Below are 20971 nucleotides of genomic sequence, written 5' to 3'. Positions count from 1 at the left end.
CGACGCAACAAGAGAGGCGGAACGGGAGCCGGATCAACACCAGCCGCGTGACCGCCGCCTCGCGGCTCTAGGGGATCGATGACTGAGTATGGCCGGGGCCCAGGCTCCGAACCGTGGCATCCGGAGGACCCGTTGTACGGGGACGGCGGATGGGAAGGGCAGCAGGCCCACACGGGCCGGCAGGCTGCCTACGGCGGCCAGCCGCAGCACTATCCGGAGCAGTCGCAACAGCAACAGCAGTACGGCGACTGGGGCGACGGCCAGCAGGCCGCGTACGGTCAGGCGCAGGAGCAGTACCAGCAGCAGGGTCAGGCGCAGCAGTACCGGCAACAGGGTCAGGGACAGCAGTACCAGCAGCAGTACCAGCAGCAGTACGACCAGCAGCGGTACGCGGGTCAGGGACAGCAGCCGTACGGGAACGGTGGCTGGGAGAACGGGACGCAGGCGCACGCCCAGTACCCCGACCCGTCGGACCCCTACGGCCAGCAGCAGGCGGCGACGTACGGCGGCCGGCAACCCGACTACTACGGCACGCCCGAGGCCTACCCGCCGCCGCAGCCGCCGGGTCGGCGGCAGGCCGAGCCGGAGCCGCCCGAGACCGACTGGGACCCGGGCCCCGACCAGGGTGAACACGCCTTCTTCGCCGGTGGCGGCGACGATGACGAGGACGACGGCTTCGACGACGAGTCGGGCGGTGGCCGTGGGCGCGGCGACCGCCGCGGTCGCAGTGGCAAACCCAAGAAACGCCGAAGTGGTCTCGCCTGCCTGGTGGTCGTACTGGTCTTCGGCGGTGGCGTCGCCGGGGCCGGATATTTCGGGTACCAGTTTTACCAGGATCGTTTCGGCGATGTGCCGGACTACGCAGGTGACGGCACCGGTGAGAAGGTGACCGTCGAGATCCCCAAGGGTGCGATCGGATCCGTGATCGGGCAGCGGCTGAAGGAAGCCGGTGTCGTCAAGAGCGTCGATGCCTTTGTCGCCGCTCAGCAGGACAATCCCAACGGGGACAAGATCCAGGCGGGTGCTTATCTGCTGCAGAAGCGGATGTCAGCCGCGAGCGCCGTCGAGTTGATGCTCGACCCCAAGAGCCAGAACAACGTCCTGGTCCGGCCGGGCGAGCGCAACGTGACCGTCTACAAGGCGATCGACGAGCAGCTCGAATTGAAGTCCGGCAGCACCGCGAAGGTGGCCGAGGAGAAATTCAAGAGTCTCGGACTTCCCAGCTGGGCGAACGACAACAAGGAGATCAAGGACCCGCTGGAAGGATTCCTTTCGCCGGGTACCTATCCCGCAGCCGAGGGCATGAAGGCCGAGGCCGTCCTCAAGGAGATGGTGACCCGGGCCGCGAAGAAGTACGACGCGATGGGGCTGGAGGCCAAGGCCAAGGCGCTCAAGCTGGACAGCCCGCTGCAGATCATCACGGTCGCCAGCCTGGTCCAGGCCGAAGGCAAGACCAACGACGACTACCGCAAGATGGCGGAGGTGGTCTACAACCGCCTCGACCTCGCCAACCCCGAGACCTACGGTGCCCTGCAGTTCGACTCGACCTTCAATTACCTGAAGGGCCAGAGCAACATCGACATCAGTGAGTCGGAGATCAAGAGCAACCCGGACCCGTACAACACGTACTACCACAAGGGTCTGCCGCCCGGCCCGATCGGAAACCCGGGGGACGGTGCGATCAAGGGGACGCTGAACCCGACTGACCAGGGTTGGTACTACTTCGTGGCGACCGACGGTTTCAACAAGACCGAATTCGCCAAGACCCACGATGAATTCCTCAGGCTCAAGGACAAGTTCAATGAGAGCAGGGGCAACTGACGCCCGCCGGGCCGCCGTACTCGGCAAGCCCATCGCCCACTCCCTCTCCCCGGTGCTGCACCGCGCCGCCTACGAGGAACTGGGACTCACGAACTGGTCGTACGACCGCTTCGAGACCGACGAGGCCGCTCTGCCCGGGTTCCTCGCGCAACTCGGACCGGAGTGGGCCGGGCTGTCGCTGACCATGCCGCTCAAGCGGGCCGTCATCCCGCTGCTCGACGAGATCAGCGAGACGGCCGCGTCGGTGGAGGCCGTCAACACGGTCGTCCTCACCGAGGACGGCCGCCGGGTCGGCGACAACACCGACATCCCCGGCATGGTCGCGGCCCTGAGGGAGCGGGGTATCGAACAGGTCGACTCCGCCGCGATCCTCGGCGCCGGCGCCACGGCCTCGTCCGCGCTGGCCGCGCTCGCGCGCGTCTGTACCGGTGAGGTCGTGGCGTATGTGCGCAGCGAGGCCCGTGCCGCCGAGATGCGGCAGTGGGGCGAGCGGCTCGACGTCGACGTGCGGACGGCGCACTGGGCGGACGCCGAGCGGGCGCTGCAGGCACCGCTGGTGATCGCGACCACCCCCGCCGGTACGACGGACGCCTTCGCCACAGCCGTACCGGAGCGCCCCGCCACCCTCTTCGACGTGCTCTACGACCCCTGGCCCACCCCCCTCGCGGCCCGCTGGTCCATGTTCGGCGGAGCCGTCGTCGGCGGGCTCGACCTGCTGGTGCACCAGGCGGTGCTCCAGGTGGAGCAGATGACCGGGCGCACCCCCGCGCCCCTGGAGGCCATGCGAAAAGCGGGGGAGCGCGCGCTCGCGGCCCGCTAGGATCCGCTGGGTTCCGCAGGGGGCGGAGAACAACGGAGGGGGAGCACCAGCGTGTCCACTGGCGTGTCGTCGGCGTCCGGCAAGAGTGAGATATTCGAGATCGTTCTGCAGTTCATGCCGGACTGGGTGCAGATCCCCGTGCTCGTGCTGATCGTGCTCCTCGTCCTGGCGTCCTGGGGTTTCAAGCTGAAGCGCAAGGTCGCCCAGCGACGGGCGAGGCGTCAGGGCCCGGCCGTTCAGCCGACGGCGCAGCCCGGGCAGGGGCGGGGCGCCGATCATCTCGGTCCGTACGCTCCCCAGCAGCAGGTACAGCAGCCCAGCGGCGCCGACTTCCTCGGCGCGTACGCCCCGCAGCAGGCGCAGGCCGCGCATCCGGGCCCGCAGAGCAGCGGTGCGGACTTCCTGGGCGCGTACGCCCCGCAGCAGCGCCAGGGCAACCACCCGGCGTGATCACCTCCGGCGCCCCGGCCGGCCGTTCGCCGTCCGCCTGATGGACCGGCGGCCGGACACCGGTGCCGGACATGGGAGGATCGGAGATGGCGGGCCGGGGCCGCGCACCCGGTCGCGCCGTCGCCGTACGCGAGGACGCGCGTACGCAGGGCAGTACCGGGGCGCGAGCATCGAGGAGCACCGTTGAGCAGGTTGCGCTGGCTGACCGCGGGGGAGTCCCATGGCCCCGCACTCGTCGCGACGCTGGAGGGCCTTCCCGCCGGCGTGCCGATCACCACGGAGATGGTGGCGGACCACCTGGCCAGGCGCCGGCTCGGTTACGGCCGCGGTGCGCGCATGAAGTTCGAGCAGGACCAGGTCACCTTCCTCGGCGGCGTCCGCCACGGACTCACCCTGGGCTCGCCGGTCGCGATCATGGTGGGCAACACCGAGTGGCCGAAGTGGGAACAGGTCATGGCCGCCGACCCGGTCGACCCCGAGATCCTGGCGGGGCTCGCCCGTAACGCCCCGCTGACGCGGCCGCGTCCCGGCCACGCCGACCTCGCCGGTATGCAGAAGTACGGCTTCGACGAGGCGCGCCCCATCCTGGAGCGGGCCTCCGCCCGGGAGACCGCCGCCCGTGTGGCGCTGGGCGCGGTGGCGCGGTCGTACCTGAAGGAGACCGCCGGGATCGAGATCGTCAGCCATGTGGTCGAGCTGGCCTCCGCGAAGGCGCCGCAGGGCGTGTACCCGACCCCGGCCGACGTCGAGAAGCTGGACGCCGACCCCGTGCGCTGCCTGGACGCCGACGCCTCGAAGGCGATGGTCGCCGAGATCGACCAGGCCCACAAGGACGGCGACACCCTCGGTGGCGTGGTCGAGATCCTGGCGTACGGCGTCCCCGTGGGCCTCGGTTCGCACGTGCACTGGGACCGCAAGCTGGACGCCCGGCTGGCCGGCGCGCTCATGGGCATCCAGGCGATCAAGGGCGTCGAGATCGGCGACGGCTTCGAGCTGGCACGCGTCCCGGGCTCCAAGGCGCACGACGAGATCGTGAAGACCGACGAGGGCATCCGGCGCACCTCCGGCCGTTCCGGCGGCACCGAGGGCGGCCTGACCACCGGTGAGCTGCTGCGGGTCCGCGCCGCGATGAAGCCGATCGCGACCGTGCCCCGCGCCCTGCAGACCGTGGACGTCACCACGGGCGAGGCGGCCGCCGCCCACCACCAGCGTTCCGACGTCTCCGCGGTGCCGGCCGCCGGCATCGTCGCCGAGGCCATGGTGGCCCTCGTGCTCGCGGACGCGGTGGCGGAGAAGTTCGGCGGCGACTCGGTGACCGAGACCCGCCGGAACGTGACCTCGTACCTCGACAATCTCGCCATCCGATGAACCGGCCGGTCGTCGTCCTGGTGGGCCCGATGGGCGTGGGCAAGTCCACCGTCGGGCAGCTTCTGGCCGAGCGGCTCGGGGTGGGATACCGGGACACCGACGACGACATCGTCGCCGAGCAGGGCCGGACCATCGCCGACATCTTCGTCGACGAGGGGGAGCCGGCCTTCCGGGCGATCGAGAAGGCGGCCGTGCACCGGGCGCTCACCGAACACGACGGCGTCCTGGCGCTGGGCGGCGGCGCGATCCTCGACGCCGACACACGGGCGCTGCTCGGCGGGCAGCGGGTGGCCTACCTGTCGATGGACGTCGAGGAGGCGGTCAGGCGCACCGGCCTGGGCGTCGCCCGCCCGCTGCTCGCGGTCAACCCGCGCAAGCAGTGGCGCGAGCTGATGGAGGCCCGCCGGCACCTGTACGAGGAGGTCGCCACGGTCGTGGTCGCCACCGACGGACGTACGCCCGAAGAGGTCACCGAAGTAGCGTTGGACGCTTTGGAGTTGAAGGAAGCATGAGCGAGGCAGTGACCCGGATCCAGGTCGGCGGCACGGCGGGCACCGACCCGTACGAGGTCCTGGTGGGCCGTCAGCTCCTGGGCGAGCTGGGCGGGTTGATCGGCGGCAAGGCCAAGCGGGTCGCCGTCGTCCACCCCGAGGCGCTGGCCGAGACCGGCGAGGCACTCCGTGCCGACCTGGCCGAGCAGGGCTACGAGGCGGTCGCCATCCAGGTACCGAACGCCGAGGAGGCGAAGACCGCCGAGGTGGCCGCGTACTGCTGGAAGGCGCTCGGCCAGTCCGGGTTCACCCGCACCGACGTCATCGTCGGCGTCGGCGGCGGGGCCACCACCGATCTCGCCGGCTTCGTGGCGGCGACCTGGCTGCGCGGGGTGCGCTGGATCGCGATCCCCACCACCGTGCTGGCCATGGTGGACGCGGCGGTCGGCGGCAAGACCGGCATCAACACCGCCGAGGGCAAGAACCTCGTCGGTGCCTTCCACCCGCCGGCCGGTGTACTCTGCGACCTGGCCGCGCTGGACTCCCTCCCCGTCAACGACTACGTGTCGGGTCTCGCGGAGGTCATCAAGGCCGGCTTCATCGCCGACCCGAAGATCCTGGAGCTGATCGAGGCCGACCCCGAGGCCGCCCGTACCCCCGCGGGCCCGCACACGGCCGAGCTGATCGAGCGGTCGATCCGGGTCAAGGCCGAGGTGGTCTCCTCGGATCTGAAGGAGTCGGGGCTCAGGGAGATCCTCAACTACGGCCACACGCTCGGTCACGCCATCGAGAAGAACGAGCGCTACAAGTGGCGGCACGGCGCCGCGGTCGCGGTGGGCATGCACTTCGCCGCCGAACTGGGGCGTCTGGCGGGCCGGTTGGACGACGCGACGGCCGACCGCCACCGCACGATCCTGGAGTCGGTCGGACTGCCGCTGCACTACCGCCACGACCAGTGGCCCAAGCTGCTGGAGACCATGAAGGTCGACAAGAAGTCCCGCGGCGACCTGCTGCGCTTCATCGTCCTGGACGGCCTGGCCAAGCCGACCGTCCTGGAGGGCCCGGACCCGGCCGTGCTGCTCGCCGCCTACGGCGAAGTCGGCCAGTAAGTCCACCGAACCGACTCTCCGTCCGATTCGCCTGTGGCGACGGGCACTTCGGGCCGCCTCCGGCCGTTCACCAAATGGTGGCCGGGGGCGGTACCGTTCGGTAGCGGCGGGGTGCGTGCCCTGCTGCCAGCGTCAATGGCCCTGTAAGACGAGACGGAGTGGCACCGGATGCAGCACGCAGTGGGGTCTCCGCTGCCGCCGCCCCACCAGTCGGGGCACGGCTGGTCACCGGCCGCACAACACCCGGGTCAGCACCACCCGGGCGCGCACCAGCAAGCCACCCCGCATCAGGGACCCGCCCCGCACCAGCCCTCCGCTCCCGTGCCCCCGCCGCCCCCTGCCTCGGGCTACACGCCTCCCGGCCAGGTCCCGCCCGGACCGCACCACGCCCCCGCCCCGCCGGCACCGGAGACCACGGGACACGTCCCGCTGCCGCCCGGCGGCCCCGTCGCCATGCCGAGCACCCCACCGGCCACCGCGGCACCCGACCCGACCACCACCACCCTCGCGGTGCTGCTCATCGGACCGGCGGGAGCCGGCAAGACGAGCGTGGCCAAGTACTGGGCGGACCACCGGCGGGTCCCCACGGCCCACATCAGCCTCGACGACGTACGCGAATGGGTCCGCTCGGGCTTCGCCGACCCCCAGTCCGGGTGGAACGACCATTCCGAGGCCCAGTACCGCCTGGCCCGCCGCACCTGCGGCTTCGCCGCGCGCAACTTCCTGGCCAACGGCATCTCCTGCATCCTCGACGACGCCGTCTTCCCCGACCGCCCCGTCGTGGGCCTCGGCGGCTGGAAGCGCCACGTGGGCCCCGGCCTCCTCCCCGTGGTGCTGCTCCCGGGCCTGGAGATCGTCCTGGAGCGCAACGCCGAACGCACGGGCAACCGCCGCCTCGGCGACGAGGAGGTCGCCCGCATCCACGGCCGCATGGCGGGCTGGTACGGCTCCGGCCTGCCCATCATCGACAACTCCCAGCTCGACGTCCCTCAGACGGCCCAGGTCCTGGACGACGTCCTTTCCCGGTCCATCGCAAGCCCGCCGAACTGGTAGCCCGGCCGCCCTGAGGGGCGCGGAAAACCGCGCACCAACGTCCGGCTCCCGTCACCTACCCCACCCCGCAGGGCCGGTCCCGGCCCGCTCGGTCGCCCTGGGGGGCGCGGGGAACTGCGCGCCCAGCCCCCACGCGCCCGCGGCCGCCGCACAAGAGCAGGCTCCCGTCACCTACCCCGCCCCGCTTGGCCGGTCCCGGCCTGCTCGGGCCCTGGGGGCGCGGGGAACTGCGCGTCCAGCCCCCACGCACCCGCGGCCGCCGCACAAGAGCAGGCTCCCGTCACCTACCTGACCCGACCCCGCATGGCCGGTCCCGGCCCGCTCGGTCGCCCTGGGGGGCGCGGGGAACTGCGCGCCCAGCCCCCCACCCACCCGCAGCCGGCACACAGCAGGCAGGCCCCCTTCACCACCCCAACCCGCACAAACACCTCACCGCCCACTCAGACGCCCCCAACCGGCGCCAACCCCGCGGAGCTCTTACGCTCGGGTCATGTCAGAGGCGTACGCCACCCGCCGATCCCGGCTGAGGGACCGCTGCCAGGCCAGCGGCAGCGCCACCGCGCTGATCTCCCGCCCCGCCAACGTCCGCTACCTCGCGGGCGCCGCCCCGCAGGGCTCCGTGCTGCTTCTCGGCAAGACCGAAGACCTGCTCGTGTGTGCCGGTCCGCCGGACGACCGGCCCGGTGTGGGCCGCCCGGACGAGGCCCTGCGGATCCACGTCCTCCCCAGCGCCGGAGGCGACCCGGCCGTCGCCGCCGCCGACCTCGCAGCGGCGCAGGGCGGGGTCTGTCTCGCCGTGGAGGAACACCACCTCACCGTGGCCCGTCACCGAGCCATCCGCTCGGTCGTCCCGCGATTGCGTCTCGCCGACCTCGGCTCAGCCGTGGAGCAGCTCAGAGTGGTCAAGGACGAGGAGGAGATCTCCTGCCTCCGCATCGGGGCCGAGATCGCCGACCAGGCCCTCGGGGAGCTGCTCGAATCCATCCTGGTCGGCCGTACCGAACGTCACCTCGCACTGGAGCTCGAACGACGCCTGGTCGATCACGGCGCCGACGGCCCGGCCTTCCCCACATCCGTCGCGACCGGCCCGAACGCCGGCCGGCGCGCCCACCGGCCCACCGACCGCCGGGTCGAGGAGGGTGACTTCCTCTCCGTGTGCCTGGGGGCGATGTACCGCGGCTACCGCTGCGAGATCGGCCGTACCTTCGTCATCGGCACATCCCCCGCGGACTGGCAGATCGAGTTGTACGACCTCGTCTTCGCCGCCCAGCGCGCCGGACGGGAGTCCCTGGCACCGGGAGTCGCCTACCGCGATGTGGACCGCGCCGCACGTCAGGTACTGGACTCCGCCGGGTACCACGCGGGCCTGCCACCCCTCACCGGCCACGGCGTGGGGCTCGAAATCGATGAGGACCCTCAGTTGGCTCCCGCGGCCATGGGTAAACTGGACGCTTGCGTGCCGGTCACCGTCGAACCGGGGGTCCACCTCCCGGGCCGGGGCGGCGTCCGGATCGATGACACGCTCGTCGTCCGCCCCGAGGCGGACGGCGGACCCGAGCTACTCACCATCACGACCAAGGAGCTGCTCGCCCTGTAGACAGTGGCGTGCGCCGGGGTCGTCCACGTCAGTCCAGGAGATTCCGCAACCGTGGCTTCCACGAACGACCTCAAGAACGGCATGGTGCTCAAGCTCGAAGGCGGCCAGCTCTGGTCCGTCGTCGAGTTCCAGCACGTCAAGCCCGGCAAGGGCCCGGCCTTCGTGCGCACCAAGCTCAAGAACGTGCTGTCCGGGAAGGTCGTCGACAAGACCTTCAACGCCGGCGTGAAGGTCGAGACGGCCACCGTCGACAAGCGCGACATGCAGTTCTCCTACATGGACGGCGAGTACTTCGTCTTCATGGACATGGAGACCTACGACCAGCTGATGGTCGACCGCAAGGCCGTCGGCGACGCCGCCAACTTCCTGGTCGAGGGCTTCACCGCCACCGTCGCGCAGCACGAGGGCGAGGTGCTCTTCGTCGAGCTGCCGGCCGCCGTCGAGCTCGTCATCCAGGAGACCGAGCCGGGCGTCCAGGGCGACCGCTCCACCGGCGGCACCAAGCCGGCCACGCTGGAGACCGGTCACCAGATCCAGGTCCCGCTCTTCATCACCACCGGTGAGAAGATCAAGGTCGACACCCGTACGAGCGACTACCTCGGCCGGGTGAACAGCTAACCGTGGCTGCCCGCAACACGGCCCGCAAGCGCGCCTTCCAGATCCTCTTCGAGGGCGACCAGCGCGGGGCCGACGTCCTGACGGTCCTCGCGGACTGGATCCGGCTCTCCCGGACCGACACCCGGCAGCCGCCGGTGAGCGAGTACACGATGCAGCTGGTCGAGGGGTACGCCCAGCAGGCGAAGCGCATCGACGAGCTGATCGCGCAGTACTCCGTCGGCTGGACGCTCGACCGGATGCCGGTCGTGGACCGCAATATCCTGCGCCTCGGCGCGTACGAACTGATCTGGGTCGACGAGACCCCGGACGCGGTCGTGCTCGACGAGATGGTGCAGCTGGCGAAGGAGTTCTCCACGGACGAGTCGCCCTCGTTCGTCAACGGCCTGCTCGGCCGGCTCAAGGACCTGAAGCCCTCGCTGCGACGCGGGGAAGCGTAAGGAATCCCGAAATCGCCGGAGGGCCCGCAGCGCGCATGCTGCGGGCCCTCCGGCGTCTGTGTGCCTCGGCGTCCCCGGAAGCCCGCAGAACGCCGCCGGGGTGGCCGGAACCGTAAAGTTCCGGCCACCCCGGCGGCACGTTTCTGCGGAGTGGGTCGATCCCGAGGGGAACTCAGCTCTCCTCGGCGTGGGTGACCGCACGACGCGCGTCCGCGTCCAGCACACCCCAGCTGATCAGCTGCTCGGTGAGGACCGACGGGGACTGGTCGTAGATGACGGCGAGTGTGCGCAGATCGTCCTGTCGGATCGACAGCACCTTGCCGTTGTAGTCACCGCGCTGCGACTGGATCGTCGCGGCGTACCGCTGCAGCGGGCCCGCCTTCTCGGCCGGCACATGAGCCAGTCGCTCCAGGTCGAGGACCAGCTTCGGCGGCGGCTCGGCGGCGCCGCCCGGCGTGGTGCCCGGCAGCAGTTCCTGCACCGGAACGCCGTAGAAATCCGCCAGCTCGGCAAGGCGCTGCACGGTCACGGCACGGTCGCCGCGCTCGTACGAACCGACCACCACGGCCTTCCAGCGACCCTGGGACTTCTCCTCGACACCGTGGAGGGAAAGGCCCTGCTGGGTGCGGATGGCCCGGAGCTTGGCCCCGAGCTGTTTGGCGTATTCGCTGGACATATGGCTCCCCGGACACTGTGTCGACGCGACTGGCTTTGGGTTCCAGGCCGCGCGGCTGGTAACTCACTGTGAGGTTACGCAGCGTTACTCTGGCGCGTCAAGCCGAATGGTCCACACCGACGCTTCCGTGCTATCAGCGGCCTATTAGGCCAGGGGGGTGAACGGTGGGGTCTCCTCGGCCTGCTACGGTGGATGGCGCAAACCAGACGTCCTTTAAGGTCCGTCCCGTGAGGCGGAGAAGGAGGTCCCTTTCGTATGGACAGCCAGCAGGACACGCAAGCGTCCGACGCCCGGCCCGTTCTCGAAGGCCCTGACATCGCGCGGGTGTTGACCCGCATCGCCCACGAGATCGTCGAACGCGCCAAGGGCGCCGACGACGTGGTGCTCCTCGGCATTCCGACCCGTGGCGTCTTCCTCGCCCAACGGCTCGCCGCAAAGCTGGAGCAGATCACCGAGCGGAAGATCCCGGTCGGCTCGCTCGACATCACCATGTACCGCGACGACCTGCGCATGCACCCGCCGCGTGCGCTGGCCCGCACGGAGATCCCCGGCGACGGGATCGACGGCCGCCTCGTCGTCCTCGTCGACGACGTCCTGTTCTCCGGCCGCACCATCCGCGCCGCCCTCGACGCCCTGAACGACATCGGGCGTCCGCGCGCGGTCCAGCTCGCGGTCCTCGTCGACCGCGGCCACCGCGAACTGCCCATCCGCGCCGACTACGTCGGCAAGAACCTCCCCACGTCGTTGCGGGAGACGGTCAAGGTCCAGCTCGCCGAGGAGGACGGTCGCGACACCGTGCTGCTCGGAGCGAAGCAGACCCCGTAGCACGCGGAAGGCGTACGGCACTGCGGTACGCCTGCTCGGCGCGCCTCCACGCGTGCGTGCCGTCCGAACACTCCTGACCTGAACTGCCTTACGGAGCCTGACAGATGCAGCGTCATCTCATCTCGGCCGCCGACCTCACCCGCGACGACGCCGTCCTGATCCTCGACACCGCCGAGGAGATGGCCCGGGTCGCCGACCGGCCGATCAAGAAGCTGCCGACCCTGCGCGGCCGCACCGTCGTGAACCTCTTCTTCGAGGACTCCACCCGCACCCGCATCTCCTTCGAGGCCGCCGAGAAGCGGCTGTCCGCGGATGTGATCAACTTCTCCGCCAAGGGGTCGAGCGTCTCCAAGGGCGAGTCCCTCAAGGACACCGCCCAGACCCTGGAGGCCATGGGCGTCGACGCCGTCGTCATCCGGCATGGCGCCTCCGGAGCCCCGTACCGGCTGGCCAACTCCGGCTGGATCGACGCCGCCGTCATCAACGCCGGTGACGGCACCCACCAGCACCCCACCCAGGCGCTGCTGGACGCCTTCACCATGCGCCGCCGCCTCGTCGGACGGGACGCCGGCATCGGTCAGGACCTCGACGGCAAGCGCATCACGATCGTCGGTGACGTCCTGCACAGCCGGGTCGCCCGCTCCAACGTCGACCTGCTGCACACCCTGGGCGCCGAGGTCACCCTGGTCGCGCCGCCCACCCTGGTGCCCGTCGGCGTCGAGAACTGGCCCTGCGAGGTGTCGTACGACCTCGACGCCACGCTGCCCAAGTCCGACGCGGTGATGATGCTGCGCGTGCAGCGCGAGCGCATGAACGCCGCCTTCTTCCCCACCGAGCGCGAGTACTCACGACGCTACGGGCTCGACGGCGACCGCATGGCGCGGATGCCCGAGCACGCCGTCGTGATGCACCCCGGCCCGATGGTCCGCGGCATGGAGATCACCGCCGAGGTCGCCGACTCCGAGCGCTGCACCGCGATCGAGCAGGTCGCAAACGGAGTCTCCATCCGGATGGCCGTTCTGTACCTGCTGCTCGGGGGCAACGAACCCGCCGTCACCCACACCCGTACCGAGGAGAAGCAAGACCGATGAGCAAGATCCTGATCCGTGGTGCGAAGGTGCTCGGCGGCGAGCCGCAGGATGTCCTGATCAACGGTTCCGTCATCGAGGCCGTCGGTGCCCAGCTCTCCGACGAGGGCGTCCACGTCGTCGAGGCCGGCGGCAAGGTGCTCCTGCCGGGACTCGTCGACCTGCACACCCACCTGCGCGAGCCCGGCCGTGAGGACTCCGAGACCGTCCTGACCGGCACACGCGCGGCCGCCTCCGGCGGCTACACGGCCGTGTTCGCCATGGCCAACACCTTCCCGGTCGCCGACACCGCCGGTGTCGTCGAGCAGGTCTGGCGACTGGGCCGGGAGCACGGCTACTGCGACGTGCAGCCCATCGGTGCCGTCACCGTCGGCCTGGAGGGCAAGAAGCTCGCCGAGCTGGGCGCCATGCACGAGTCGGCCGCCGGGGTGACCGTCTTCTCCGACGACGGCAAGTGCGTCGACGACGCCGTGATCATGCGGCGGGCGCTGGAGTACGTGAAGGCGTTCGGCGGTGTCGTCGCCCAGCACGCGCAGGAGCCGCGGCTGACCGAGGGCGCCCAGATGAACGAGGGTGTCGTCTCCGCCGAACTCGGGCTCGGCGGCTGGCCCGCGGTGGCCGAAGAATCGATCATCGCCCGGGACGTCCTGCTCGCCGAGCACGTCGGCTCGCGCGTCCACATCTGCCACCTCTCGACCGCGGGCTCGGTGGAGATCGTGCGCTGGGCCAAGTCCCGCGGGATCGACGTCACCGCCGAGGTCACCCCGCACCACCTGCTCCTCACCGACGAGCTGGTGCGCACCTACAACCCGGTCTACAAGGTGAACCCGCCGCTGCGCACCGAGCGTGACGTCATGGCCCTGCGCGAGGCGCTCGCCGACGGCACGATCGACATCGTCGCCACCGACCACGCCCCGCACCCGCACGAGGACAAGGACTGCGAGTGGGCCGCGGCCGCCATGGGGATGGTCGGCCTGGAGACCGCGTTGTCGGTGGTGCAGGAGACCATGGTGGACACCGGGCTCCTCACCTGGGCCGGGGTCGCCGAGCGCATGTCCTTCAAGCCCGCCGAGATCGGGCAGGCCAAGGGCCACGGGCGTCCCGTCTCGGCTGGTGAGCCCGCCAACCTCACGCTCGTCGACACGGCATACCGTGGGGACGTGGACCCCGCGGGCTTCGCCTCGCGCAGCCGCAACACCCCGTACGAGGGGCGTGAGCTGCCGGGCCGTGTGACGCACACGTGGCTCCGGGGCAAGGCCACGCTCGTCGACGGGAAGCTCACGTGACACCTGCAACACTGCTCGCAGCCGGCACCCGACTCGCGGCCGACCAGAAGTCGGCCGAAGTGACCGACTGGGCCGCCCGCATCGGCTGGGTCGTCGGACTCGCCCTCTTCGTCGCGCTCGTCTACTGGCTGATGCGCGAGGGCTGGAAATGGCGCGGCACGCTCCAGGGCGACCTGCCCGAGCTGCCCAGCGCGCCGGACGACCCCGGCCCGGCCAGACTGAGCATGAGCGGCCGCTACCACGGCTCGACCACGGCAGGTCAGTGGCTGGACCGCATCGTGGCGCACGGCCTGGGCACCCGCAGCCGGGTCGAGCTCACCCTGACGGACGCGGGACTGGACGTCGTACGCCCCGGCGCGACCGACTTCTTCGTCCCGGCCGCACAGCTGCGCGAGGCCCGGCTCGACAAGGGAATCGCCGGCAAGGTCCTCACCGAGGGCGGACTGCTCGTGGTCACCTGGGCCCACGGTGACCGGCTGATCGACTCGGGGTTCCGCTCGGACCACGCGGCGGAGCACAACGAGTGGGTCGACGTCATTAACTCCATGATCAACAGCAACAGCACGGAAGGCGCCGAACGATGACGACCTCCAACCAGGGGACCGCCTCGCCGAGGCACAAGGCGGCTCCCGCCGTACTCGTCCTGGAGGACGGCCGGATCTTCCGCGGCCGCGCCTACGGGGCCGTGGGGGTGACCTTCGGCGAGGCCGTGTTCTCCACCGGCATGACCGGCTACCAGGAGACCCTCACCGACCCGTCGTACCACCGCCAGGTCGTCGTGATGACCGCCCCGCACGTCGGCAACACCGGCGTCAACGACGAGGACCCGGAGAGCAAGCGGATCTGGGTCGCCGGATACGTCGTGCGCGACCCCGCGCGCGTGCCGTCCAACTGGCGCTCCCGGCGCTCCCTGGACGACGAGCTGCGCGCCCAGGGCGTCGTCGGCATCTCCGGCATCGACACCCGAGCCCTCACCCGCCACCTGCGCGAGCGCGGCGCCATGCGCGTCGGCATCTTCTCCGGCAACGCCCTGCCCGACGAGGGCACCATGCTCGCCGAGGTCCGCCAGGCCCCCGAGATGAAGGGCGCCGACCTCTCCGCGGAGGTCGCCACCAAGGAGGCGTACGTCGTCCCGGCGATCGGCGAGAAGAAGTTCACCGTCGCCGCCGTCGACCTCGGCATCAAGGGCATGACCCCGCACCGCATGGCCGAACGCGGCATCGAGGTGCACGTGCTGCCCGCCACGGCCACCGCCGAGGACGTGTACGCCGTGAACCCGGACGGCGTGTTCTTCTCCAACGGCCCCGGCGACCCGGCCACCGCCGACCACCCGGTCTCCGTCATGCAGGCCGTCCTGGAGCGCGGCACCCCGCTCTTCGGCATCTGCTTCGGCAACCAGATCCTGGGCCGCGCGCTCGGCTTCGGCACCTACAAGCTGAAGTACGGCCACCGCGGCATCAACCAGCCCGTGCAGGACCGCACGACCGGCAAGGTCGAGGTCACCGCGCACAACCACGGCTTCGCCGTGGACGCCCCGACCGACAAGGTCTCCGAGACCCCTTACGGCCGCGCCGAGGTCTCCCACGTCTGCCTCAACGACAACGTGGTGGAGGGCCTCCAGCTCCTCGACAGGCCGGCCTTCAGCGTCCAGTACCACCCCGAAGCGGCAGCCGGCCCGCACGACGCCGCCTACCTGTTCGACCGCTTCGTATCCCTGATGGAGGGCCAGCGTGCCTAAGCGCACCGATATCCAGTCCGTCCTGGTCATCGGCTCCGGCCCGATCGTCATCGGCCAGGCCGCCGAGTTCGACTACTCCGGTACGCAGGCGTGCCGCGTGCTCAAGGCCGAAGGCCTGCGCGTCGTCCTCGTCAACTCCAACCCGGCGACGATCATGACCGACCCGGAGATCGCCGACGCCACCTACGTCGAGCCGATCACCCCGGAGTTCGTCGAGAAGATCATCGCCAAGGAGCGGCCGGACGCCCTGCTGCCCACCCTGGGCGGTCAGACGGCGCTCAACACCGCGATCTCGCTGCACGAGAACGGCGTCCTGGACAAGTACGGGGTCGAGCTGATCGGCGCCAACGTGGCCGCCATCCACAAGGGCGAGGACCGCGACCAGTTCAAGGAGGTCGTGGAGGAGGTCCGCAGGAAGATCGGGCACGGCGAGTCCGCCCGCTCGGTCATCTGCCACTCCATGGACGAGGTCCTCGCGGGCGTCGAGGAACTCGGCGGCTACCCGGTCGTCGTCCGCCCCTCCTTCACCATGGGCGGTGCCGGCTCCGGCTTCGCCCACGACGAGGAGGAGCTGCGCCGCATCGCCGGGCAGGGCCTCACCCTCTCGCCGACCACCGAGGTGCTCCTGGAGGAGTCCATCCTCGGCTGGAAGGAGTACGAGCTGGAGCTGATGCGCGACAAGCACGACAACGTCGTGGTCGTCTGCTCCATCGAGAACTTCGACCCGATGGGCGTGCACACCGGTGACTCCATCACCGTCGCCCCGGCGATGACCCTCACCGACCGCGAGTACCAGATCCTGCGTGACATCGGCATCGCGGTCATCCGCGAGGTCGGCGTGGACACCGGCGGCTGCAACATCCAGTTCGCGGTGAACCCGGCCGACGGCCGCGTCATCGTCATCGAGATGAACCCGCGCGTGTCGCGCTCCTCGGCCCTCGCCTCCAAGGCGACCGGGTTCCCGATCGCCAAGATCGCCGCCAAGCTCGCCGTGGGCTACACCCTCGACGAGATCCCGAACGACATCACGCAGGAGACCCCGGCCTCCTTCGAGCCCACGCTCGACTACGTGGTCGTCAAGGCCCCGCGGTTCGCCTTCGAGAAGTTCCCGCAGGCCGACTCCACGCTGACCACGACCATGAAGTCGGTCGGCGAGGCCATGGCCATCGGCCGCAACTTCACCGAGGCCTTCCAGAAGGCCCTGCGCTCGCTGGAGAAGAAGGGCAGCCAGTTCACGTTCGTCGGCGAGCCCGGCGACAAGAACGAGCTGCTGCGGGAGGCCGTACGGCCCACCGACGGCCGGATCAACGCCGTCATGCAGGCCATCCGGGCGGGCGCCACGCCCGAGGAGGTCTTCGAGTACACGAAGATCGACCCCTGGTTCGTCGACCAGCTCTTCCTCATCAAGGAGATCGCCGACGAACTCGCCGAGGCCCCGGAGCTCACCCGTGAGCTGCTCGCCGAGGCCAAGCGGCACGGCTTCTCCGACCAGCAGATCGCCGAGATCCGCGGTCTGCGCGAGGACGTCGTCCGCGAGGTGCGGCACGCGCTCGGTATCCGCCCGGTCTACAAGACGGTCGACACCTGCGCCGCCGAGTTCGCCGCGAAGACGCCGTACTTCTACTCCTCCTACGACGAGGAGAGCGAGGTCGCGCCGCGCGAGAAGCCCGCGGTGATCATCCTGGGCTCCGGCCCGAACCGCATCGGCCAGGGCATCGAGTTCGACTACTCCTGCGTCCACGCCTCCTTCGCGCTGAGCGACGCGGGGTTCGAGACCGTGATGGTCAACTGCAACCCGGAGACCGTCTCCACCGACTACGACACCTCCGACCGCCTGTACTTCGAGCCGCTGACGCTGGAAGACGTGCTGGAGATCGTCCACGCGGAGTCGCTCGCCGGCCCGATCGCCGGTGTCGTGGTCCAGCTGGGCGGCCAGACCCCGCTCGGCCTGTCCCAGGCGCTGAAGGACAACGGCGTGCCGATCGTGGGCACCTCGCCGGAGGCCATCCACGCGGCCGAGGACCGGGGCGCCTTCGGGCGCGTGCTCGCCGAGGCCGGGCTTCCGGCCCCCAAGCACGGCACGGCCACCACCTTCGCCGAGGCCAAGGCCATCGCCGACGAGATCGGCTACCCGGTCCTGGTGCGGCCGTCGTACGTGCTCGGCGGGCGCGGCATGGAGATCGTCTACGACGAGACGCGCCTGGAGGCGTACATCGCGGAGTCGACCGAGATCAGCCCCACCCGGCCGGTCCTCGTCGACCGCTTCCTCGACGACGCCATCGAGATCGACGTCGACGCCCTCTACGACGGCCGGGAGCTGTACCTCGGCGGCGTCATGGAGCACATCGAGGAGGCCGGCATCCACTCCGGCGACTCGGCGTGCGCCCTGCCCCCGATCACCCTCGGCGGCTTCGACATCAAGCGCCTGCGCGCCTCCACCGAGGCCATCGCCAAGGGTGTCGGCGTGCGCGGCCTGATCAACATCCAGTTCGCGATGGCCGGCGACATCCTGTACGTCCTGGAGGCCAACCCGCGCGCGTCCCGCACCGTCCCCTTCACCTCGAAGGCGACCGCGGTGCCGCTCGCCAAGGCCGCCGCCCGCATCTCCCTGGGCGCGACCATCGCGGAGCTGCGCGCCGAGGGCCTGCTCCCGGCGAACGGCGACGGCGGCGAGCTGCCGCTCGACGCGCCGATCTCCGTCAAGGAGGCCGTCATGCCGTGGTCGCGCTTCCGCGACATCCACGGCCGCGGCGTCGACACCGTCCTCGGCCCGGAGATGCGCTCCACCGGTGAGGTCATGGGCATCGACTCCGTCTTCGGCACGGCGTACGCCAAGTCGCAGGCGGGCGCCTACGGCCCGCTGCCCACCAAGGGCCGCGCGTTCATCTCGGTGGCCAACCGGGACAAGCGCTCGATGATCTTCCCGGCGCGTGAACTGGTCGCCCACGGCTTCGAGTTGCTCGCCACGTCCGGTACGGCCGAGGTGCTCAAGCGCAACGGCATCAACGCCACCGTCGTACGCAAGCAGTCCGAGGGCACCGGCCCCAACGGCGAGAAGACCATCGTCCAGCTCATCCACGACGGCGAGGTCGACCTCATCGTCAACACCCCGTACGGCACCGGCGGCCGCCTCGACGGCTACGACATCCGTACGGCGGCCGTGGCGCGGTCGGTCCCCTGCCTCACGACGGTCCAGGCACTCGCCGCCGCAGTCCAGGGCATCGACGCACTCAACCACGGTGACGTGGGCGTCCGTTCCCTCCAGGAACACGCGGAACACCTGACCGCGGCCCGCGACTAGCAGCCCACGAGGGGGACACCGGAAACGGTGTCCCCCTCTTCATGAGGTCACCCGAGACTTCAAGAGGACACCGACATGTACAAGCTCTTCTTCCGTCTGGTTTTCAAACGGATGGACCCCGAACAGGCCCACCACCTGGCCTTCCGCTGGATCCGCCTCGCCGTCCGCATCCCCGTGCTGCGCACCTTCGTCGCCGCCGCGCTCGCGCCCCGCTACGAGGAGCTGCGCACGGAGGCCTTCGGCCTGCGCATGCACGGCCCCTTCGGGCTCGCCGCCGGGTTCGACAAGAACGCGGTCGCGATCGACGGCATGTCGATGCTCGGCTTCGACCACGTCGAGATCGGCACGGTCACTGGGGAGGCCCAGCCGGGCAACCCCAAGAAGCGGCTGTTCCGGCTCGTGAAGGACCGCGCGCTGATCAACCGGATGGGCTTCAACAACGAGGGCTCGCTGGCCGTGGCGGCCCGCCTGGCCTCCCGTACGCCTGTCTTCAAAACCGTCGTGGGCGTCAACATCGGCAAGACGAAGGTCGTCCCGGAGGCGGAGGCCGTCGGTGACTACGTGAAGTCGACGGAGCGGCTGGCACCGTACGCCGACTACCTGGTGGTCAACGTCTCCTCGCCCAACACGCCCGGCCTGCGCAACCTTCAGGCCACCGAGGCCCTGCGTCCCCTGCTCGGCGCCGTCCGCGAGGCGGCCGACCGCACGGTGACCCGCCGTCGGGTGCCGCTCCTGGTGAAGATCGCGCCCGACCTCGCCGACGAGGACGTCGACGCGGTCGCCGACCTGGCCGTCGAGCTGGGCCTGGACGGCATCATCGCCACCAACACCACCATCGCGCGCGAGGGCCTCGGTCTGAAATCCGAACCCTCCCTGGTCAAGGAGACCGGCGGGCTCTCCGGAGCACCGCTCAAGGCACGCTCCCTGGAGGTGCTGCGGCGCCTGTACGCGCGCGTGGGCGACCGGATCACCCTCGTGGGCGTGGGCGGCGTGGAGAACGCCGAGGACGCCTGGCAGCGCATCCTGGCGGGCGCCACGCTGGTCCAGGGATACAGCGCCTTCATCTACGAAGGACCCTTCTGGGGCCGCGCCATCCACAAGGGGCTCGCCGCGCGCCTGCGCACCAGCCCCTACGACACCCTCGCCGACGCAGTCGGTGCCGACGTCAGGAAGGCAAGGAAGACCGCATGAGTGCTCTGGAACCCTTTGGCGCACGGCTGCGCCGCGCCATGGACGAGCGCGGCCCCCTGTGCGTCGGCATCGACCCGCACGCCTCCCTGCTCGCCGAGTGGGGCCTGAACGACGACGTGGCCGGCCTGGAGCGGTTCAGCCGCACCGTGGTCGAGGCCATGGCCGACCGGGTGGCCGTGCTCAAGCCGCAGAGCGCGTTCTTCGAGCGCTTCGGCTCGCGTGGCGTCGCGGTCCTGGAGAAGTCGGTGGCCGAGGCGCGGGCGGCCGGTGCGCTGGTCGTGATGGACGCCAAGCGCGGCGACATCGGCTCGACCATGGCCGCGTACGCCGAGTCCTTCCTCCACAAGGACTCCCCGCTGTTCTCGGACGCGCTGACCGTCTCCCCGTACCTCGGCTACGGCTCGCTGTCCCCGGCGCTCGCGCTGGCCCGCGAGAGCGGTGCCGGGCTGTTCGTGCTCGCGCTGACCTCGAACCCGGAGGGCGGCGAGGTCCAGCACGCGGTGCGCGCGGACGGCCGCACCGTAGCGGCGACGATGCTGGCGCACCTCGCGGCGGAGAACGTGGGGGAGGAGCCCATGGGGTCCTTCGGAGCGGTCGTCGGCGCCACGCTCGGCGACCTGTCGACGTACGACCTCGACATCAACGGTCCGCTTCTCGCGCCCGGCATCGGCGCGCAGGGCGCCACCCCGGCCGACCTTCCCCGGGTCTTCGGCACCGCGGTGCGCAATGTCGTCCCGAACGTCAGCCGGGGGGTGCTGCGGCACGGACCCGACGTCGTCGCGCTGCGTGATGCCTCGTCACGCTTCGCCGAGGAGGTCCGGGCGGCTGTGACGGCCGGCTGACCGTCGTCAGGTGCGTTCGAGCCGCTCGCACGGGACCTCCGGCGAGCGGCTCGCGGCGACTTGAGTCTGAATACATCCTCAAATCCGGGGCATTATGTCCTAAATGTCAGGCCTGACGGAGGCTGACCAGGACTTTTCCGCTGTTCTCGCTGACTCTGGCGGACTTGACCGCTAGTCTCCGACGAGTGGGGGCACCTCCCACGCTCTCCAAAGCAGTGGGGGAGAACGGGCAGCGTGTTGCTCGTGCCTCCCCAGGTGTG

19 protein-coding genes are annotated in these 20971 nt (G+C 70.4%); 18 read left to right on the top strand and 1 reads right to left on the bottom strand.

Annotation, left to right across the window (positions count from 1 at the left end):
* Positions 1 to 78 precede the first annotated feature (78 nt).
* From mltG to nusB, 10 genes are all read left to right on the top strand, one after another.
* The gene (mltG, locus tag ACWCPI_RS20180) at positions 79 to 1821 is read left to right on the top strand and encodes an endolytic transglycosylase MltG (RefSeq protein ID WP_451039405.1); all 1743 of its coding nucleotides are present in this window, start codon (positions 79 to 81) and stop codon (positions 1819 to 1821) included.
* Positions 1802 to 2641, top strand: coding sequence for a shikimate dehydrogenase (locus tag ACWCPI_RS20175; RefSeq protein WP_451039404.1), 840 nt, complete (start codon positions 1802 to 1804; stop codon positions 2639 to 2641). Before mltG ends, ACWCPI_RS20175 begins: the two co-directional genes overlap by 20 nt.
* A 51-nt stretch (positions 2642 to 2692) precedes the next feature.
* Positions 2693 to 3091, top strand: coding sequence for a hypothetical protein (locus ACWCPI_RS20170; RefSeq protein ID WP_451039403.1), 399 nt, complete (start codon positions 2693 to 2695; stop codon positions 3089 to 3091).
* 183 nt (positions 3092 to 3274) lie between these two features.
* Complete coding sequence (gene aroC / locus ACWCPI_RS20165; protein ID WP_388807107.1) at positions 3275 to 4459, top strand: chorismate synthase; 1185 nt, start codon at positions 3275 to 3277, stop codon at positions 4457 to 4459.
* The gene (locus ACWCPI_RS20160; protein ID WP_451039402.1) at positions 4456 to 4971 is read left to right on the top strand and encodes a shikimate kinase; all 516 of its coding nucleotides are present in this window, start codon (positions 4456 to 4458) and stop codon (positions 4969 to 4971) included. The genes aroC and ACWCPI_RS20160 overlap by 4 nt, the downstream gene beginning before the upstream one ends.
* Positions 4968 to 6059 (top strand): 3-dehydroquinate synthase, encoded by a 1092-nt coding sequence (gene aroB, locus ACWCPI_RS20155; protein WP_451039401.1) that lies wholly within the window; start codon positions 4968 to 4970, stop codon positions 6057 to 6059. Before ACWCPI_RS20160 ends, aroB begins: the two co-directional genes overlap by 4 nt.
* A gap of 168 nt (positions 6060 to 6227) precedes the next feature.
* Complete coding sequence (locus ACWCPI_RS20150; RefSeq protein ID WP_451039400.1) at positions 6228 to 7112, top strand: Pro-rich N-terminal domain-containing protein; 885 nt, start codon at positions 6228 to 6230, stop codon at positions 7110 to 7112.
* Between the two features lie 490 nt (positions 7113 to 7602).
* Positions 7603 to 8709 (top strand): aminopeptidase P family protein, encoded by a 1107-nt coding sequence (locus tag ACWCPI_RS20145; RefSeq protein WP_451039399.1) that lies wholly within the window; start codon positions 7603 to 7605, stop codon positions 8707 to 8709.
* Between the two features lie 51 nt (positions 8710 to 8760).
* Positions 8761 to 9327 carry an elongation factor P gene (efp, locus tag ACWCPI_RS20140; RefSeq protein WP_365517499.1) on the top strand — a complete coding sequence of 189 codons (567 nt, stop codon included), beginning with the start codon at positions 8761 to 8763 and terminating at the stop codon, positions 9325 to 9327.
* A 2-nt stretch (positions 9328 to 9329) separates the two neighbouring features.
* Positions 9330 to 9764 carry a transcription antitermination factor NusB gene (nusB, locus tag ACWCPI_RS20135; protein WP_019757324.1) on the top strand — a complete coding sequence of 145 codons (435 nt, stop codon included), beginning with the start codon at positions 9330 to 9332 and terminating at the stop codon, positions 9762 to 9764.
* A gap of 172 nt (positions 9765 to 9936) precedes the next feature.
* Here nusB and bldD read toward each other — a convergent pair whose 3' ends face one another.
* The gene (gene bldD / locus ACWCPI_RS20130) at positions 9937 to 10440 is read right to left on the bottom strand and encodes a transcriptional regulator BldD (RefSeq protein WP_019757325.1); all 504 of its coding nucleotides are present in this window, start codon (positions 10438 to 10440) and stop codon (positions 9937 to 9939) included.
* Between the two features lie 255 nt (positions 10441 to 10695).
* On the opposite strand from bldD, the gene pyrR reads away from it, so the two are divergent.
* The 8 genes from pyrR (at position 10696) to pyrF (ending at position 20711) form a co-directional block, all read left to right on the top strand.
* Positions 10696 to 11265, top strand: coding sequence for a bifunctional pyr operon transcriptional regulator/uracil phosphoribosyltransferase PyrR (gene pyrR, locus ACWCPI_RS20125; protein ID WP_019757326.1), 570 nt, complete (start codon positions 10696 to 10698; stop codon positions 11263 to 11265).
* A gap of 104 nt (positions 11266 to 11369) precedes the next feature.
* Complete coding sequence (locus ACWCPI_RS20120) at positions 11370 to 12356, top strand: aspartate carbamoyltransferase catalytic subunit (protein WP_388807120.1); 987 nt, start codon at positions 11370 to 11372, stop codon at positions 12354 to 12356.
* Positions 12353 to 13639 (top strand): dihydroorotase, encoded by a 1287-nt coding sequence (locus tag ACWCPI_RS20115; protein ID WP_451039398.1) that lies wholly within the window; start codon positions 12353 to 12355, stop codon positions 13637 to 13639. Before ACWCPI_RS20120 ends, ACWCPI_RS20115 begins: the two co-directional genes overlap by 4 nt.
* A complete protein-coding gene (locus tag ACWCPI_RS20110) occupies positions 13636 to 14223 on the top strand; it encodes a PH-like domain-containing protein (RefSeq protein WP_451039397.1) in 588 nt (195 codons plus the stop codon). The genes ACWCPI_RS20115 and ACWCPI_RS20110 overlap by 4 nt, the downstream gene beginning before the upstream one ends.
* Positions 14220 to 15377, top strand: coding sequence for a glutamine-hydrolyzing carbamoyl-phosphate synthase small subunit (gene carA, locus ACWCPI_RS20105; protein WP_451039396.1), 1158 nt, complete (start codon positions 14220 to 14222; stop codon positions 15375 to 15377). The genes ACWCPI_RS20110 and carA overlap by 4 nt, the downstream gene beginning before the upstream one ends.
* Positions 15370 to 18678, top strand: coding sequence for a carbamoyl-phosphate synthase large subunit (gene carB / locus ACWCPI_RS20100; protein ID WP_451039395.1), 3309 nt, complete (start codon positions 15370 to 15372; stop codon positions 18676 to 18678). Before carA ends, carB begins: the two co-directional genes overlap by 8 nt.
* A 75-nt stretch (positions 18679 to 18753) precedes the next feature.
* The gene (locus ACWCPI_RS20095) at positions 18754 to 19869 is read left to right on the top strand and encodes a quinone-dependent dihydroorotate dehydrogenase (protein WP_451039394.1); all 1116 of its coding nucleotides are present in this window, start codon (positions 18754 to 18756) and stop codon (positions 19867 to 19869) included.
* Positions 19866 to 20711 carry an orotidine-5'-phosphate decarboxylase gene (gene pyrF / locus ACWCPI_RS20090; RefSeq protein ID WP_451039393.1) on the top strand — a complete coding sequence of 282 codons (846 nt, stop codon included), beginning with the start codon at positions 19866 to 19868 and terminating at the stop codon, positions 20709 to 20711. Before ACWCPI_RS20095 ends, pyrF begins: the two co-directional genes overlap by 4 nt.
* Positions 20712 to 20971: the final 260 nt, after the last annotated feature.

It is taken from the genome of Streptomyces sp. NPDC001920 (genome assembly GCF_053594495.1).
The sequence above is the reverse complement of the archived record's forward strand: the minus strand, read 5'-3'. Positions and strand labels throughout refer to the sequence as shown.

What these genes read in the sequence shown, in the direction of transcription:
- ACWCPI_RS20115 (WP_451039398.1), top strand. Translation starts at nt 12,353, where the DNA reads ATGAGCAAGATCCTGATCCGTGGTGCGAAGGTGCTCGGCGGCGAGCCG.
- ACWCPI_RS20150 (WP_451039400.1), top strand. Translation starts at nt 6,228, where the DNA reads ATGCAGCACGCAGTGGGGTCTCCGCTGCCGCCGCCCCACCAGTCGGGG.
- bldD (WP_019757325.1), bottom strand. Translation starts at nt 10,440, where the DNA reads ATGTCCAGCGAATACGCCAAACAGCTCGGGGCCAAGCTCCGGGCCATC.
- mltG (WP_451039405.1), top strand. Translation starts at nt 79, where the DNA reads ATGACTGAGTATGGCCGGGGCCCAGGCTCCGAACCGTGGCATCCGGAG.
- ACWCPI_RS20095 (WP_451039394.1), top strand. Translation starts at nt 18,754, where the DNA reads ATGTACAAGCTCTTCTTCCGTCTGGTTTTCAAACGGATGGACCCCGAA.
- pyrR (WP_019757326.1), top strand. Translation starts at nt 10,696, where the DNA reads ATGGACAGCCAGCAGGACACGCAAGCGTCCGACGCCCGGCCCGTTCTC.
- pyrF (WP_451039393.1), top strand. Translation starts at nt 19,866, where the DNA reads ATGAGTGCTCTGGAACCCTTTGGCGCACGGCTGCGCCGCGCCATGGAC.
- ACWCPI_RS20145 (WP_451039399.1), top strand. Translation starts at nt 7,603, where the DNA reads ATGTCAGAGGCGTACGCCACCCGCCGATCCCGGCTGAGGGACCGCTGC.
- ACWCPI_RS20175 (WP_451039404.1), top strand. Translation starts at nt 1,802, where the DNA reads ATGAGAGCAGGGGCAACTGACGCCCGCCGGGCCGCCGTACTCGGCAAG.
- carA (WP_451039396.1), top strand. Translation starts at nt 14,220, where the DNA reads ATGACGACCTCCAACCAGGGGACCGCCTCGCCGAGGCACAAGGCGGCT.
- aroB (WP_451039401.1), top strand. Translation starts at nt 4,968, where the DNA reads ATGAGCGAGGCAGTGACCCGGATCCAGGTCGGCGGCACGGCGGGCACC.
- ACWCPI_RS20120 (WP_388807120.1), top strand. Translation starts at nt 11,370, where the DNA reads ATGCAGCGTCATCTCATCTCGGCCGCCGACCTCACCCGCGACGACGCC.
- ACWCPI_RS20160 (WP_451039402.1), top strand. Translation starts at nt 4,456, where the DNA reads ATGAACCGGCCGGTCGTCGTCCTGGTGGGCCCGATGGGCGTGGGCAAG.